Origin of the sequence: Methylobacterium sp. NPDC080182 (assembly GCF_050281105.1) — a bacterium.
Lineage (GTDB): Bacteria > Pseudomonadota > Alphaproteobacteria > Rhizobiales > Beijerinckiaceae > Methylobacterium.
Map to the genome: position 1 here is coordinate 289,157 of NZ_JBNNWO010000001.1, position 15,313 is coordinate 304,469.

At 72.0% G+C, this 15,313-nt stretch carries 11 protein-coding genes; 3 read left to right on the forward strand and 8 right to left on the reverse strand.

Features of this window, described 5'->3' with window-relative positions:
- Nucleotides 1–654 carry a GntR family transcriptional regulator gene (locus ACQKQD_RS01475; RefSeq protein ID WP_427507293.1) on the reverse strand — a complete coding sequence of 218 codons (654 nt, stop codon included), beginning with the start codon at nucleotides 652–654 and terminating at the stop codon, nucleotides 1–3.
- A gap of 116 nt (nucleotides 655–770) precedes the next feature.
- Here ACQKQD_RS01475 and tcuA point away from each other — a divergent pair, with 116 nt between their 5' ends.
- The gene (gene tcuA, locus ACQKQD_RS01480) at nucleotides 771–2,267 is read left to right on the forward strand and encodes an FAD-dependent tricarballylate dehydrogenase TcuA (RefSeq protein WP_427507294.1); all 1,497 of its coding nucleotides are present in this window, start codon (nucleotides 771–773) and stop codon (nucleotides 2,265–2,267) included.
- Between the two features lie 117 nt (nucleotides 2,268–2,384).
- On the forward strand, nucleotides 2,385–5,546 hold the full coding sequence (addB, locus tag ACQKQD_RS01485) for a double-strand break repair protein AddB (RefSeq protein WP_427507295.1): 3,162 nt from the start codon (nucleotides 2,385–2,387) through the stop codon (nucleotides 5,544–5,546).
- A gap of 151 nt (nucleotides 5,547–5,697) precedes the next feature.
- On the opposite strand, the gene ACQKQD_RS01490 is transcribed toward addB, so the two are convergent.
- The 4 genes from ACQKQD_RS01490 to ACQKQD_RS01505 form a co-directional block, all read right to left on the reverse strand.
- Entirely contained in the window at nucleotides 5,698–6,927 is a 1,230-nt protein-coding gene (locus tag ACQKQD_RS01490; protein WP_100250576.1) for an acyl-CoA dehydrogenase, read from the reverse strand.
- Nucleotides 6,928–7,040: 113 nt separating this feature from the next.
- The gene (locus tag ACQKQD_RS01495; RefSeq protein ID WP_427507296.1) at nucleotides 7,041–7,970 is read right to left on the reverse strand and encodes an AEC family transporter; all 930 of its coding nucleotides are present in this window, start codon (nucleotides 7,968–7,970) and stop codon (nucleotides 7,041–7,043) included.
- Nucleotides 7,971–8,232: 262 nt separating this feature from the next.
- Complete coding sequence (locus ACQKQD_RS01500; RefSeq protein ID WP_056531494.1) at nucleotides 8,233–8,712, reverse strand: hypothetical protein; 480 nt, start codon at nucleotides 8,710–8,712, stop codon at nucleotides 8,233–8,235.
- A gap of 92 nt (nucleotides 8,713–8,804) precedes the next feature.
- A complete protein-coding gene (locus tag ACQKQD_RS01505) occupies nucleotides 8,805–10,007 on the reverse strand; it encodes a trans-sulfuration enzyme family protein (RefSeq protein ID WP_427507297.1) in 1,203 nt (400 codons plus the stop codon).
- Nucleotides 10,008–10,138: 131 nt separating this feature from the next.
- On the opposite strand from ACQKQD_RS01505, the gene ACQKQD_RS01510 reads away from it, so the two are divergent.
- Nucleotides 10,139–10,657 carry a TspO/MBR family protein gene (locus tag ACQKQD_RS01510; RefSeq protein ID WP_331299422.1) on the forward strand — a complete coding sequence of 173 codons (519 nt, stop codon included), beginning with the start codon at nucleotides 10,139–10,141 and terminating at the stop codon, nucleotides 10,655–10,657.
- A 187-nt stretch (nucleotides 10,658–10,844) separates the two neighbouring features.
- On the opposite strand, the gene ACQKQD_RS01515 is transcribed toward ACQKQD_RS01510, so the two are convergent.
- The 3 genes from ACQKQD_RS01515 to ACQKQD_RS01525 all read right to left on the reverse strand — a co-directional run bounded on the left by ACQKQD_RS01515 (nucleotide 10,845) and on the right by ACQKQD_RS01525 (nucleotide 15,310).
- Nucleotides 10,845–11,372 carry a phosphate-starvation-inducible PsiE family protein gene (locus ACQKQD_RS01515; protein WP_043712027.1) on the reverse strand — a complete coding sequence of 176 codons (528 nt, stop codon included), beginning with the start codon at nucleotides 11,370–11,372 and terminating at the stop codon, nucleotides 10,845–10,847.
- A 123-nt stretch (nucleotides 11,373–11,495) separates the two neighbouring features.
- Nucleotides 11,496–12,053, reverse strand: coding sequence for a DUF4337 domain-containing protein (locus ACQKQD_RS01520; protein WP_020090790.1), 558 nt, complete (start codon nucleotides 12,051–12,053; stop codon nucleotides 11,496–11,498).
- A 119-nt stretch (nucleotides 12,054–12,172) separates the two neighbouring features.
- Nucleotides 12,173–15,310, reverse strand: coding sequence for an efflux RND transporter permease subunit (locus ACQKQD_RS01525; protein ID WP_427507298.1), 3,138 nt, complete (start codon nucleotides 15,308–15,310; stop codon nucleotides 12,173–12,175).
- Between the last annotated feature and the right edge of the window lie 3 nt (nucleotides 15,311–15,313).

Genomic DNA, 15,313 nt, shown 5'->3' on the forward strand with positions numbered 1-15,313 from the left:
TCAGCTCTCCTGCCAGATCCGGATCCGCGCCTTGAAGGCAGCGCGGATATGGGCCCGGGCCGCGGCCTCGGCGGCATCCCCGTCGTGGGCCCGGATCGCCGCCACGATCGCCGCGTGCTCGGCGAGCGATTCCGCGGCGCGGTCGGGTGCCGCCAGCGTGGTGGCGCCCGGGAGCAGCACCAGGGACAGGCGCATCGTCTCCAGCGTGCCCTGCAGGAAGCGGTTGCGCGCCGCCCCGTGGATCTGGCGGTGGAACAGCCGGTTGGTCCGTGCCAGCGCGGGCGCGTCGCCGAGCAGCGTCCGGTCCCGGGCGACCATCTCCTCCAGGATCTCGGTCTCGACCGTGCTGGCGTGGATCGCCGCGAGGCGCGCGGCCGTCCCCTCCAGCACCTCGCGCAGGTCGTAGAGCTCGCTCACCTGCCCGTAGTCGAGCTGCGCCACGCTGGCGCCCCGGTGCGGCTCGTGGGCGACGAGGCCCTGCGCCTCCAGCCGGCCGAGCGCCTCGCGGACCGGCGTGCGGCTGATCTGGAACCGCTCGGCGAGCTCCGCCTCGCGCAGGCGGCTGCCGGGCGCGAGCTCGCCCTCCTCGATCGCCCGCAGCAGCCGCTCATAGGCGCCGACGCCGCTGGAGCGCTCCGCTTCGCTGGCCTTCATGTCCGGCTCTCCTCGGCTCGGCCATAGCGCGAAAGCGTGACGCCTGAAACGCTTGCGAAGAATTGCATGCAAACGTATACAATGCTCCGAGAGCAGCTGTTGGAGAGGAGGCAGGCATGCAGCGTCCGGACGATGCGCCGTGGGATGTGATCGTCGTTGGCTCGGGCAACGCCGCCATGAGCGCCGGTCTCGCCGCCCTGGAGCGCGGCGCCTCGGTGCTGATGATCGAGAAGGCCGAGCGGGACCTCGCCGGCGGCAACACCGCCTACACGGCCGGGGCCATGCGCTTCGTCTACGCGGGCAACGACGACCTGATCCCGCTGCTGGTCGATCCCGAGGACCCGCGCCTGCCGCGGACCGATTTCGGTGCCTACACGGCACAGAAATTCGAGGCGGACCTGCTCGGCTTCAACGACGGGCGGCCGCTCTCGCGCGAGCAGCGCATCCTGATCGACGAGAGCGGCGCGGCCCTGCGCTGGCTGGCGACGCAGGGGGTGAAGTTCGAGCCGATCTACTCCCGTCAATCGTTCGAGAAGGACGGGCGCTTCGTGTTCTGGGGCGGCCTGACGCTCGCCACCCACGACGAGGGCTTCGGCCTCGCCCGGGCCGAGCTGGAGGCCTTCACTCGGGCCGGCGGCGAGATCCGCTACGGCTGCCCGGCCCGGGGCCTGATCGTGGAGGACGGGCGCGTCGTCGGCGTGGAGACGCCGCAGGGTCCGGTCCGGGCGACGTCCGTGGTGCTGGCCTGCGGCGGCTTCGAGGCGAACGCCGCCCTCCGGACACGCTTCATCGGCGAGGGCTGGGACAAGGCCCGGGTGCGCGGCACACCCCACAACCAGGGCGACGGGCTGCAGATGGCGCTCGACCTCGGCGCGAAGGCCCACGGCTTCTACGGTGGCTGCCACGCCACGCCGATGGACCTGCACACCCCCGATTACGGTAACCTCGAGCTGCCGCACGGCGAGCGCAAGCACTACCGGAAGATCTGCTACTTCCTGGGCCTCATGCTGAACGCCAACGGCGAGCGGTTCGTCGACGAGGGCAAGAATTTCCGCAACTACACCTACGCCCAGTTCGGCCGCTCGATCATGGAGCAGCCCGGGCACGTGGCGTGGCAGATCTTCGACGCCAAGGTCGATCACCTGCTCTACAGCGAGTACCGGTTCCACGACGCGCACTTCATCGAGGCCGACACCCTGGACGGGCTCCTCGACAAGCTCGAGGGCATCGACCGCGCGGCGGCGCGGCGGACCATCGCGGCGTTCAACGCCGCCGTGGACGAGAGCGTGCCCTTCGACCCGACCGTGAAGGACGGGCGCGGCACGAAGGGGCTCGCCCTGCCGAAGTCGAACTGGGCGCAGAGGATCGAGACCGGGCCGTTCAAGGCCTACCCGGTCACGGGCGGCATCACCTTCACCTACGGCGGCGTCGAGGTCGGCGACGACGGCGGCGTGAAGCGCGCGGACGGCGGCGCGATTCCCGGCCTCTACGCCTGCGGCGAGATGGTCGGTGGCGTGTTCTTCAACGGCTATCCCGGCGGCTCGGGGCTGACCTCCGGCGTCGTGTTCGGCCGCCGCGCCGGCTACGGCGCCGCCGCGAGGGCGAAGGGCTGAGGTCAGCGGCGGAGCGCGACCGAACTCCTCCGATGCGGGGAGGGAAGCCGCGCGATCGTTCCCCAGCGGCCCATCGTCCCCTGTCCGCCGCCCCGGCGCAGGCGTAGAAGCCCAGCCATGCCCGCCCGACAGGCCGTTTTCACCATCTCCCGCGGCGTCCCGTTCCTGCCGACGCTCGCCGAGGCGCTGCTCTCCGGCCGCCTGGTCGGGCCGGTGGCGGACGATCCGCTGGCGCTCGCCTCCGTCACGATCTACCTGCCGACCCGCCGCGCGGCCCGGGCGCTCGGCGCGATCCTGGCCGAGAGGCTCGGCCGGGACGCGCCCGGCCAGGCGACGCTGCTGCCGCGGATGGTGCCGCTCGGCGAGGCCGACGAGGCCGAGCTCGACCTCGCCGCCGAGCCGCTGCTGGAGGAGAACGCCGACCCCCTGAGCATCCCGATGCCGCCGCTGGAGCGCCGGCTGATCCTGGCCCGCCTCGTCCAGGCCTGGGCCAGGACCGTCGACCGGACGCTGCTGCCGCTGGACGCCGAGGTGCCGTTCTTGGTGCCGTCCTCCCCCGCCGACGCGGTCGGGCTCGCCGGCGATCTCGAGCGCCTGATGGACGCGCTCACCGTCGAGGGCCTGCCCTGGTCGGAGATCGGCGCGGCCGTCGAGGCCGAGTATTCCCGCTACTTCGGCCTGACCCTCGACTTCGTGAAGATCGCCGCCGAGAACTGGCCGAAGCTCCTGGCCGAGCGGGGCCTCGCCGATCCCGTCGCCCGCGCCCGCGGGCTCGTCCTCGCCGAGGAGCGGCGCCTGTCGCGCGGCGCGACGCCGGACCCGGTGATCGTCGCCGGCTCGCTGGGCTCCGTCCCCGCCACGGCCCGGCTCATCGCCGCCGTGGCCAAGCTGCCCCACGGCGCCGTGGTCCTGCCCGGGCTCGATCTCGACCTCGACGCGGCCGGCTGGGACGGCATCGACACCGGCGAGGGTTTTTCCCGCGTGATCGCGCACGGCCATCCGCAGGCGGTGCTGCACCGGTTGCTCGGACCGGAGAACCTCAACCTCGACCGCGCCGAGGTCGTCGCCCTCGGCGAGCCCGACCCCGGCCAGGTGGCCCGAGCCGCGCTCCTGTCGCAGGCCCTGCGGCCGGCCGATACCACCGACGCGTGGGCCGCCCTCGACCCGGCCGAGCGCGACACCGTCGCCCGCCTCGGCCTCGAAGGGCTCGCGCTCGCCGAAGCGGCCGACGAGCGCGAGGAGGCGCTGGTCGCGGCGCTGGCGCTGCGCGAGACCCTGCAGACCGCCGGTGCCACTGCGGCGCTCATCACGCCCGACCGCGGGCTCGCCGGCCGGGTCGCCGTCGAGCTGCTGCGCTGGGGCATCGTGGCCGAGGATTCCGCCGGGCTGTCCCTGGCCGTGAGCCCGGCCGGGCGGCTCGCCCGGCTCGCGGCGGAACTCGCCGCCGACCTCGCCCGCGATCAAGCCGACGCGATCCCGGCCCGGCTGATCGCGCTGCTCTCCCATCCGATGGTCCATCTCGGCCTGCCGCGTCCCGACGTGGTCCGGGGCGCGGCCGCCCTGGAGATCGGATTGCTGCGCGGCCCCGTCCCGGCCCCGGGCTTCGACGGCCTGCGCAAGGCCCTCGCCGCCGAGCGCGCCGGGCCGCCCGAGCACCGGCCCCGGGCCAAGCGCCGCCTGAAGGACGTCGACTGGGAACTGGCCGCGGACCTCCTGGACCGGCTGGATCTGGTGTTCCGGGATTTCCCGGGCGCGGACGGGGCGGGCGATTGCGATCTCGTCACCACCGCCACCGGGCACCGGACGGCGTGCGACCGGCTGATCGCGAGGCCGGAGGACGCGCCCGAGGAGACGGACGGCTCCCTGTCCTGCCTGGACGCCCTGTTCGACGACCTGGAGATGGCGGAGCCCGGCCTGATGCCGGGGCGGTTCGACGACTACGCCACCTTTTTCACGTCGCTCGCCCGGGAGCGCAAAGTCGCCTGCTCGGGCGACGCGCCGCATCCGCGCCTGCGCATCCTCGGGTTGCTGGAGGCGCGCCTCCTGTCGGTGGACCGCGTGGTGCTCGGCGGGCTGGACGAGGGCGTCTGGCCGGTGCGCACGCTGACCGACTCGTTCCTCAACCGGCCGATGCGCGAGCGGGTCGGCCTCAACCCGCCCGAGCGGCGGATCGGGCAGATGGCCCACGACTTCGTGCAGGCGCTCGGCTGCCGCGACGCGGTGATCACCCGGGCGCTGAAGCGGGAGGGCGCCCCGACCGTGCCGTCGCGCCTGATCCAGCGCCTGCGCGCGCTCTCGGGCGACGCCCGCTGGGACGCCGTCCTGCACGCGGGGCGCCGGCTCGCGGGCCTCGCCGCGCGGCTGGACACGGCGCCGCCGGAGCCGCGGCTGAAGCGCCCCGCACCGAAGCCGGACCCGGCCCTGTTCCCGCGCTCGCTCAGCGTCACCGAGATCGAGACGCTGGTGCGCGATCCCTACAGCATCTTCGCCCGCCACGTGCTCGGGCTCGACCCGCTCGATCCGCTGGCGGCGGCGCCGGGCGTCGCCACCCGCGGCTCCCTGGTGCACGACGTCTTCGCGGAATTCGCCAGTCGCCATCCCAAGGACCTACCGCCGGACTCCGCGGAGCGGCTGCTGAACTTCGCGGTGAACGCCTTCGGCGACATCGAGGCGGAGTACCCGAACCTCTACGCCGAGTGGTGGCCGCGCTACGAGCGCATGGCTTCGGCCTATCTGGACTGGGAGACCCAGCGCCGGCCCGGCCTGACCCGGGTCTACCCGGAGGTCTCCGGCCGCTGGGCGATCCCGATGGGGCGCGAGACCTTCACGCTGCGCGCCCGGGCCGACCGGATCGAGCTGCGGCCGGACGGCACCGCCTGCATCGTCGATTACAAGACCGGGACGCCGCCCTCGGGCAAGATGATCTTCTCCGGGTTCTCGCCTCAGCTCACCCTGGAGGCGGCGATGCTGATGCACGGCGCCTTCGCGGACCTGCCGGCCGTGAAGACGACGCCGGACCTGCTCTACGTCCACGCCTCGGGCGGCCGGAAGCCCTTCGTCCCGATCCCGGTGAAGCCGCCCCGGGGCGAGGAGCGCGGGGTCGAGCAGATCGTGGCCGAGCACGCCGCGCGGCTCCGGGGGCTGGTGGCCCGGTTCATGACCGGCGAGGCGGCCTACACGGCGCGGCCCTACCCGCAATACGCCAGCCGGTACGGCGCCTACGACCACCTCGCCCGGGTGCTCGAGTGGTCGCTCGCCGGGGACGAGGGCGGGGAGTGAACCCCGCCCGCGCCCTCATCCTGAGGTGCCGAAGCGCAGCGGAGGTCTCGAGGAAGCCTCCCGATATCGCCGCGGTTCGGGGGACTTCTTCGAGGCGACTGCGCCGCACCTGAGGATGAGGTGACCCGGTGGGAGGCGCGTCCTCCGCGCCTCAGAAGAACGCCTGCAGCCCCGTCTGGGCCCGGCCCAGGATCAGGGCGTGGACGTCGTGGGTGCCTTCGTAGGTGTTCACCGTCTCGAGGTTCTGGGCGTGGCGCATCACGTGGTACTCGCCCATGATGCCGTTGCCGCCGTGCATGTCGCGGGCGGTGCGGGCGATGTCCAGCGCCTTGCCGCAATTGTTGCGCTTGACCAGCGAGATCATCTCGGGCGCCATCTTGCCCTCGTCCATCAGCCGCCCGACCCGGAGCGAGGCCTGGAGGCCCAGCGCGATCTCGGTCTGCATGTCGGCGAGCTTCTTCTGGACGAGCTGGGTCTGCGCCAGGGGCCGGCCGAACTGCTTGCGCTCCAGCGTGTAGGTGCGGGCGCGGTGCCAGCAATCCTCTGCGGCGCCCATCGCGCCCCACGAGATGCCGTAGCGCGCCCGGTTGAGGCAGCCGAACGGCCCCTTCAGCCCCGAGACGTTCGGCAGCAGCGCGTCCTCGCCGACCTCGACGCCCTCCATGACGATCTCGCCGGTGGTGGAGGCGCGCAGGGACAGCTTGCCCTTCAGCGTCGGGGCGGACAGGCCCTTCATGCCCTTCTCGAGGACGAAGCCGCGGATCGCGCCCTCGTGCGCGTCGGACTTCGCCCAGACCACGAACACGTCCGCGAAGGGGGCGTTCGAGATCCACATCTTGGCGCCGGAGATCCGGTAGCCGCCGTCGATCTTCTCGGCCTTGGTCTTCATGCCGGCCGGGTCCGAGCCGGCATCCGGCTCGGTGAGGCCGAAGCAGCCGATCCACTCGCCCGAGGCGAGCTTCGGCAGGAACTTCTCGCGCTGCTCCTCCGAGCCGTAGGCGTGGATCGGGTACATCACGAGGGAGGATTGCACGCTCATCATCGAGCGGTAGCCGGAATCCACCGCCTCGACCGCCCGCGCCACGAGCCCGTAGGCCACGTAGGAGGCGCCCGCGCAGCCGTACTCCTCGGGGAGGGTCACGCCGAGCAGGCCGAGCTCGCCCATCTTCCGGAACAGGCCGGGATCGGTCTTCTCGGAGGCGTAGGCCTCCACGATCCCGGGCAGCAGCTGCTCCTGCGCGAAGCTCTGGGCGACGTCGCGGATCGCCCGCTCGTCCTCGGTGAGCTGATCCTCCAGCAGGAAGGGATCGTCCCAGACGAAGCGGGCCGAGGCCGGGGCCGACGGGGAGGCGCTGCCCGGAGGGCGCATCGGAGCGTTCATCGAGATTCCTCGCCTGCAGGGTGGCGCGGGTCTTCGCGGCCCGCGCGCTTGACCCTACCCTAGACCCGCGCGCCGCCCGGTCCAACGCGCGCGGTGACGCCGGGGCGCCGCCGTCACGCCCGGCCGAGGAGCATGAGCCAGAGCAGCGTGGTGAGCGGCGCCAGCAGCGTCGAGACCAGGACCGAGGCCGCGACCATGCCGGTCTCGGTCCGGTAGCGCGCCGCCAGCAGGTAGGCGTTGATCCCCACCGGCATGGCGGCGAACAGGGTCGCGACGCCCGCGTAGGCGGCCGGCATCGCGAAGACGTGGAAGGCCAGGACCCAGACCGCCAGCGGGTGCAGGAGGTTCTTCAGGAGCGCGATCACGAGCGCGCCCTTGAGGTCGAACAGCACCCGGTAGCGCTTCAGGCCGGCGCCCAGCGCCACCAGGGCGCAGGTGGAGGCCGTGCCGGCGAAGGCGTCGATCAGCGACTGGGCGATGCCGACCGGCGCGAGGCTGAGGGCCTTCATGGCCATGCCGATCAGCAGCGCCACGAAGATCGGGTTGCGCAGCAGCACCAGGGCGAGCCCGCGGATCCGCGCCAGGACTGGCAGGCCGGAATCGGACTCGATCAGGAAAGTGGCGCTGCCCATCATCAGGGGCAGGTGGACGGCCAGCAGCATGAACAGCGGGAAGGCGCCCTCCTCTCCGTAGGCCTGGAGGATCATCGGGACGCCCACGAACACCGTGTTCGACTGGCTCGCCGCGAAGCCGTGGAGGATCGCACCCCGGCGCTCGATCCCGGCCCGCCGCCGGGCGATCAGCGTGCCGACGGACCACGAGATCGCCGCGCCGCCGAAATACGCGACCCAGTAGGACCACGCGACGGTCCCGCTCATCCCGGGCTTGGTCAGCGTGGCGATGATCAGCGCCGGGACGGCGACGGCGAAGACGTATTCCGACAGCCCGTCGCTGACCTTGTCGGAGAGGAGCCCCGCGAGGGCGGCGGCCCAGCCGATCAGGACGATCCCGAAGATCGGGGCGATGATGGCGAGGGCGTTCACGTGGCCGGCGGGAGCGGGGACTGATGCGCGGGGGGAGGACTCGGCCCATAGCACGCCCGCGCGCCGCGTCGCGCCCCGTCGGAAGCCGTGCTGGCATGCCGGACGAGGGGGGGGGGAGAATCACCGCGCCGCCGAGCGCCCCGCGGTCGCCGTGGCGGTGCGGGCCCTCATCGCCGGCACCCGGCAACGCGCCGGCCGCGAGACCGTCGACTTCCCCTCCGTCACGATGGCCGACAGCGGCGCGTGACGGCGCCCGCGCCGCCTACTTGTTCTCCAGCACCTGGATCGGATCCGTGCGCTGGCTCGCGGGCGGTTCCTTGGTCAGGTTGGCGCCGCCCTCCCGCTGCACCTTGACGTCCTTCGGCGCACCCGGCCCGCCCACCGCGCGGCCGCCCTCGGCGCTCTGGGTCGGCACCGTGCCGGACGCCAGTTCCAGGCAGGTCACCATCTCGACGTAGGAGGGGAAGCCGCCCGCCTTGAACTGGTTCTGGCACTGGCTCTTCGCGGCGGGCGTGTAACTGCTCCAGTGGCGCTCGGCCTCCTTCTTGGCGTCGCGCTCGGAGCGGATGCAGCCGTCGTAATTCGCCTTGTCGCTGATGCTCGTGTTGGCGACCTGAGCCGACCGGCAGGTCCGCTCGACGTCGAGATCGGGCACCGCGTCGGCCCGGGCGGAGGCCGGCGCGAGAGCCAGGATGAGCAGCGCGAAGGTGCCGGGGACCATCGTGCGGGAACGGGTCGTCATGTCGTCAGACTCGCGATCTGTGGCGGAACGCGCCGCCGGAACTGCCGGCACAACGCGCCAGGAGCCGGTTCGGCACCAAGCGCCCGCGACGATCAGCCCGCGTGGGCGCCGCGCAGGGCCTGGTCGAGATCGCCGTACAGGTCGTCCGTGTCCTCGATGCCGGTGGACAGGCGCAGCAGGTCCGGCGGGCAGGGGCTGCCCGGGCCTTCCACCGAGGCGCGGTGCTCGATGAGGCTCTCGACGCCGCCGAGCGAGGTCGCCCGCTTCCAGAGCCGCACCCGCGCCGCCGTGGCGATGGCGCCGGCCTCGCCGCCGGCGACCCGGATCGACAGCATGAAGCCGAACCCGTCCCGCATCTGCCGGCAGGCGACCGCGTGGCCGGGATCGTCCGGAAGGCCCGGGTAGAGGACGCGTGTCACGTGCGGGTGCCCGCTCAGGCGCTCGGCGAGGCGCAGGGCGCCCGCCGCCTGCGCGGCCGCCCGCAGGTGCAGGGTCCGGAGCGAGCGCATCAGCAGGTAGGCCTCGAACGGCCCGAGGATCCCGCCGCTGCCGGCGCGGATCCCCCGGATCCGTTCCCAGAACGCGTCGGCCCGCGCCCCCGCCAGCACGCCCGCAACCACGTCGGAATGACCGTTCAGGATCTTGGTGGCCGAGTGCATCACGATGTCGGCGCCGAGTTCCAGAGGGCGCGTGTGCACCGGTGAGGCGGCCGTCGAATCGACGGCGAGCCGCGCCCCCGCCGCGTGGGCGATCTCGGCCGCCGCGGCGATGTCGGTAACGGTCCAGAGCGGGTTGCCGGGGGTCTCGATCCAGACGAGCTTGGTCCGGCCGGGCTCGATCGCGGCGCGCAGGGCACCCGCGTCGTCCGTGTCCACGAAACTCAGTGTGAGGCCGCGCCGGGGCGCCTCCTCGCGCAGCCAGCGCTTCAGCGCCCAGTACATGACCGTGCCGGCGACCACGTGGTCGCCGGGCTCCAGCGCGCCGAACACAGCGGTCGCCGCCGCCATCCCCGAGCCGAACAGCAGCGCGCCGGCGGCGGCGCCCTCCAGCATCGCCAGGACCGCCTCCGCCTCGCGCACCGTGGCGTTGTCCGGCCGCGCGTAGCTGTAGCCGGAGCTGTAGCCGTTGTCGGGATCGCGGATGAAGGTGGTGGCGACGTGGAGCGGCATCACGACCGCCCGCGTCTCCGGCTCGATCCGCCCCATGGCCTGGGCGGCGAGGCTCCGGCGCGTGTATTCCGGCTCGGCGTCGCTCCGGGTATCCGACGGACCCTGCGGCGCGTAAGGCTGTGACATCTGGCGATTCTCGGCGGATGGAGACGGGCGCGTGCCACGGCGCGCGGGTGCCGGCAAGCCGCGCCACATGCCGGGCCACATGCCGCGCCACATGCCGCGCCACATGCCGCGCCCCGTGGAGACAGACGATCATGACCGCCGCCACACAGGTCCCCGAGGGATCGCCCCTGCCGCGCTGGCTGCGCCTCGCCGCCGCGATCCTGCCCGTCGCGGCCACGGCCGCCGTCGGCTCGGCGTCGACCCAGGCGGAGATCCCGGGCTGGTACGCGAGCCTGAACAAGCCGGCCTTCAACCCGCCGAACTGGGTGTTCCCGGTCGCCTGGACGATCCTCTACACGATGATCGCGGTCTCGCTCTGGCGCCTGCTCGGCGCCATGCCGCGCACGGGACCGAGCCGCCAGGGCTGGTGGCTCGCCCTCGCGGCGTTCGTGGTGCAGATCGCGCTCAACGCCGCCTGGACGCCGGTCTTCTTCTCCGCCCACGCGATCGGCGCCGGCCTGATCGTCGTCGCGATGCTGCTGGTGATGGTGCTCTGGACGATCCGGCTGACCTGGCGGTTCGACCGGCTCGCGGCGTGGCTCCTCGTCCCCTACGCGGCCTGGGTCGCCTTCGCGACGCTCCTCAACGCCGCGATCCTGCGGATGAACTGATTTCCGATTCCGGTTCGGTTTCCTTCCGTCATCGCGAGCGAAGCGACCCAGTGCAGCGTTACCTCGGTCGGCGTGGCGCAACTGGATTGCTTCGCTGCGCTCGCAAGGACGGTCAGGGCAATCCGGACACCGTCAGGCGTACGGATCAATGCAGGTCCTTCGTGAACGCCGCGAAGGCGCGCGGATCTCAGGACACGTGCTCGGGCTTCTCCTCGCCGGCCGGCTTGCCGTCGTCGCGGGCGCGGTGCAGCAGGAAGATCGCGAACACCATCGTGAGGATCAGCCCCGCTAGCACGCCGAGCTCGATCATCGAGGCCTGGAACAGCGCCTGCTTCTCCGGCGACCAGTCCTTGGCGTGCATGATCTCCGACGATTGCAGGGTGATCACCAGAACCCGCCGGATCGAGGCGATCAGCCCGACGATCAGGAACGGCTCGCAGGTCAGCGTCCCCGACCGCATCGAGACCCGGACCGTGTGCAGGATCTCGATCAGCATCAGCAGGAAGAGGAGCCGGTCGATCACCTCCAGGATCTGCTGCGCGCCGCCCAGCGCCCGCATCGCCTCCCAGGTCATGCCGGCGGCCTCGATCAGCGCCACGAGGGCCGTGAGCGCCAGCAGGATGCCGAGCGCCGCGTAGATCGCGTGCTCGGTGTGCAGGAAGATCGCGCTGGCGACCTTCGTCAGGCGTCCCTGGTCTTCTGAGTGTTCCGACATCATTCCCCCCTGGAATGCGCCGAGACGATCAGCTTCCGGACCGCGCGTCCAGCCCGGCGACGCTTGTGCTCGATCGATCGGGATCGGGGGTGGCGTTACGTCGCTGCCGGCGGCCGGGGCCGCTCAGTGGAAGAACGGCAGGGCGTGCGGCGCGAGGTAGCCGAAGCCGAGCAGCGCCGCCCCGGCGAGGCCCAGGAAGCCGCCGGCGAAGACCAGGAGGCTGATCCCGGTGATGACCTCGGCCGAGGCCAGCACGATCCCGATCTGGAAGGCCGCCGAGGCCAGCTCGTAGTGGTGGTAGCGCAGCAGCGCGAGGTCGCGCCGGCCCTCCGAGGCGCGGGCCTTCTCGGACAGCTCCTTGCGGCCCTCGCCGGTCGACGGCTCCGAATCCCAGCGCGCCAGCGTCTTCGACCACTCGGCGCGCTTGGCGGCGATGGCCTCCTGGTTCGGCCCCGGGGGCACCAGCGCCAGGGCCTCGTCGGCGGTCTTGAGCACCGTCGCGCGGATCGTGCGGGCCTGGAAATAGGCCCACTGGTTCGCGGCCTCGACGTTGGCGCCGATCGAATCCGTCTGGGACGCTTTGCCCAGTGTCTCGCTGAACGCGAGGAACAGCGCCAGCACCGAGATCAGCAGCGCCACGCGCTTGTTCGACCCCTCGACCGCCCCGTGACCACCCGACATCGTCTCGCTCGTCTCCGTTGATTCGGCGGGGCCGAGTCACAGCCCATCGCGGCGCGCGACGCAATCCGCGACGCAATCCGCGCCGCCGATCCGGCACCCGCTCTCCGCGCCGACCCGCTCTACTCCGCGGCGATCCGCGGCGGCGGCGGGTGCCCGTCATTGGCCGGATGGGCCGGATCGAAGACGGGGGCATCCTCCGGATCGTCGCGCTCGCCGATGAAGCGGCCGAACAGCCGCGTCAGCAGGCGGGACAGGTCGTCCATCAGCACGAAGATCGCCGGCACGAAGACGAGCGACAGCACCGTCGAGACGATCAGGCCGCCGATCACCGCCACCGCCATGGGCGAGCGGAACTCGCCGCCGATCCCGTAGGCCATCGCGGAGGGGACCATGCCGGCCGCCATGGCGATGGTGGTCATCACGATCGGCCGGGCGCGCTTGCGGCCGGCATCGACGATCGCGACGTTCCGGTCGACGCCGGCGCGGATCTGCTCGACGGCGAAGTCCACCAGCATGATGGCGTTCTTGGTCACGACGCCCATCAGCATCAGGATGCCGATCACCACCGGCATCGAGATCGGCATGTGGCAGATCAGCAGCGCCAGGATCGCGCCGCCGATGGATAGCGGCAGCGAGAACAGGATGGTCAGCGGCTGCAGGAAGTTGCCGAACAGCAGGATCAGCACGCCGAAGACCATCATCAGGCCGGCGCCCATGGCCAGCGCGAAGCCCTCGAAGACCTCGCCCATTACCTCGGCGTCGCCGGTCTGGCTGATCGTCACCCCGGGGGGCAGGTTCTTGGCGGTGGGCAGGTTCATGACCTGGCTGATCAGCGCGGCGAGCGCGTCGGTGCCCTGCATGTCGCCCTCGAGCGCGACGCGCACGGCGCGGTCGTAGCGGTCGATGCCGGTCGGGCCCTGGCCGAGGCTGATGTCGGCCACGGTCGCGAGCGGGACGGCCGTCCCGCCCTTCACCGGCACCTTCAGGGTCTCGAGGTCGGATAGCCGGCCGCGCACGCTCTCGGGGAGCTGCACGCGGATCGGGATCTGGCGGTCGGTGGCGTTGAACTTGGCGAGGTTCATGCCGATGTCGCCGATCGTCCCGACCCGCACGGTCTCGGCGATGGTGTCGGTGCTGACGCCGAGATCGGCCGCCACGGCGGGCTTCGGCCGGATCCGGACCTCGGTCCGGTCGAGGGGTGCGGTCGACATGACATTGACGAGGTGCGGGACCTGCTGGGCCTCGCGCTGGAGCTTGGCCGCCGTCTCGGCCACCACGGCCTTGTCGGGGCCGGCGATGATCAGCGCGAGGTCGCGCTGGCCGCCCTCGCGCAGGGCCCAGAAGCGCAGGTCCGGCTCCTCCCGGAGGATCGCCGCGACCTCGGCGTCGATCTGCTTCTGCGTCTTGTCGCGGCTGTTCTTCGGCGTGAGGTTGATGGTGAGGCTCGCGAGCCGCACCTCCTTCTTGGCCGGCAGCTGACGGCCGCCGTCCACGAACACGCTCTTCACCTCGGGCAGCGCGCGGATCTTCTCCTCGATGCGGTCGGTGACCCGGACCGTGTCCTGGAGCCGGGCGCCCGGCGGCAGCTCCACCACGAACAGGGTGCGGGCCTGGTCCTCGGCCGGCAGGAAGCCCGCGGGCAGCAGGCCCGTGGAGGCGATGGAACCGGCGAAGCACGCGAGGCCGAGCACCAGCGTGATGAACTTGTGCCGGACCGACCACGCCACGAGGCGGGTGTAGCCGCGCATGACGACGCCGTCCCGCTCGTGGTCCGGCCCGTGGTCGCGCAGGAAGTAGGCGGCGAGCAGCGGCGTGATCAGGCGCGCCACGAGCAGCGACATGAACACCGCGGCCGCGATGGTCAGGCCGAACTGCTTGAAGTACTGGCCGGCGATGCCGCCCATGAACGACACCGGCGAGAAGATCGCGATGATCGTCGCCGTGATGGCGATGACCGCGAGGCCGATCTCGTCGGCGGCCTCGAGGGACGCGCGGTAGGGCGATTTCCCCATCCGCATGTGCCGGACGATGTTCTCGATCTCCACGATCGCGTCGTCCACCAGGATGCCGGTGACGAGCGTGATCGCCAGCAGGCTGACGGCGTTGAGCGAGAAGCCCAGGGCGCTCATCACCCAGAAGGTCGGCAGCACCGAGAGGGGCAGCGCCACCGCGGCGATCAGGGTCGCGCGCCAGTCCCGGAGGAACAGCAGGACCACCACGACGGCGAGGAGGGCCCCCTCGATCAGGCCCATCATGGCCGAGTGGTAGTTGCCGATCGTGTTGACGACGCTGGTGTCGATCAGGTCGAACCGCACGTTGGGATTGGCCGCGTGGAGCGCCGCGATCTTCTTGGCGACGCCCACCGACACGTCGGCGTCGCTGGCGCCGCTGGCGCGGGAGATCGCGAACGCGACCACCGGCTCGCCGTTGAAGCGCGCGAAGGTGCGGGGCTCCTCGGCGGTGTCCGACAGGGTCGCGAGCTCGTCGAGGCGGACCTTGCGGTTGCCCGGCACCACGATGGAGGTCTTGGCGAGCGTCTCGAGACTCGCCGAGGCGGCCAGCGCCCGGATGGACTGCTCCTGGCCGCCGACCTCGGCCCGGCCGCCGGCCATGTCGGCCGAGGTCAGGCGCAGCTGCCGGTTCACGTCCGCGGCGGTGATGCCCAGCGCCAGCAGGCGGTCGGGCTTCAGGGTGACGCGGATCTCGCGGGCGACGCCGCCGAGGCGCTCGACGCCGCCGACGCCCTTCACGCTCTGGAGGCCCCGGGCGACGACGTCGTCCACGAACCACGACAGGTCCTCGGGCGTCATGGCGGGCGCTGAGGCGCCGTAGACCATGATCGGCAGGCCGGCGATCTCCACGCGCGAGACGATCGGCTCGTCGATCGTCCGCGGCAGGTTCTGGCGGATCTTGGCGATCGCGTCTTTGACGTCGTTGGTCGCCCGATCCTGGTTCACCTCCAGGCGGAACTCGATCGTGGTGGTGGAGGTGCCCTCCGTGATCGTCGAGAGGATGTGCTTGACGCCCTTCACGCCGGCGACCGAATCCTCGACCCACTTGGTGACCTGGGTCTGGAGTTCGGCGGGCGCGGCGCCCGACTGGGTGATCGTCACCGAGACGATCGGGATGTCGATGTTGGGGAACCGGGTGATCGGCAGCGCGCGGAAGCTCACCAGCCCGAGGATCATCAGGACCAGGAACAGGACCACCGAGGGCAGGGGCCTGCGGATCGCCCAGGCGGAGACGTTGAGGCGCATGGC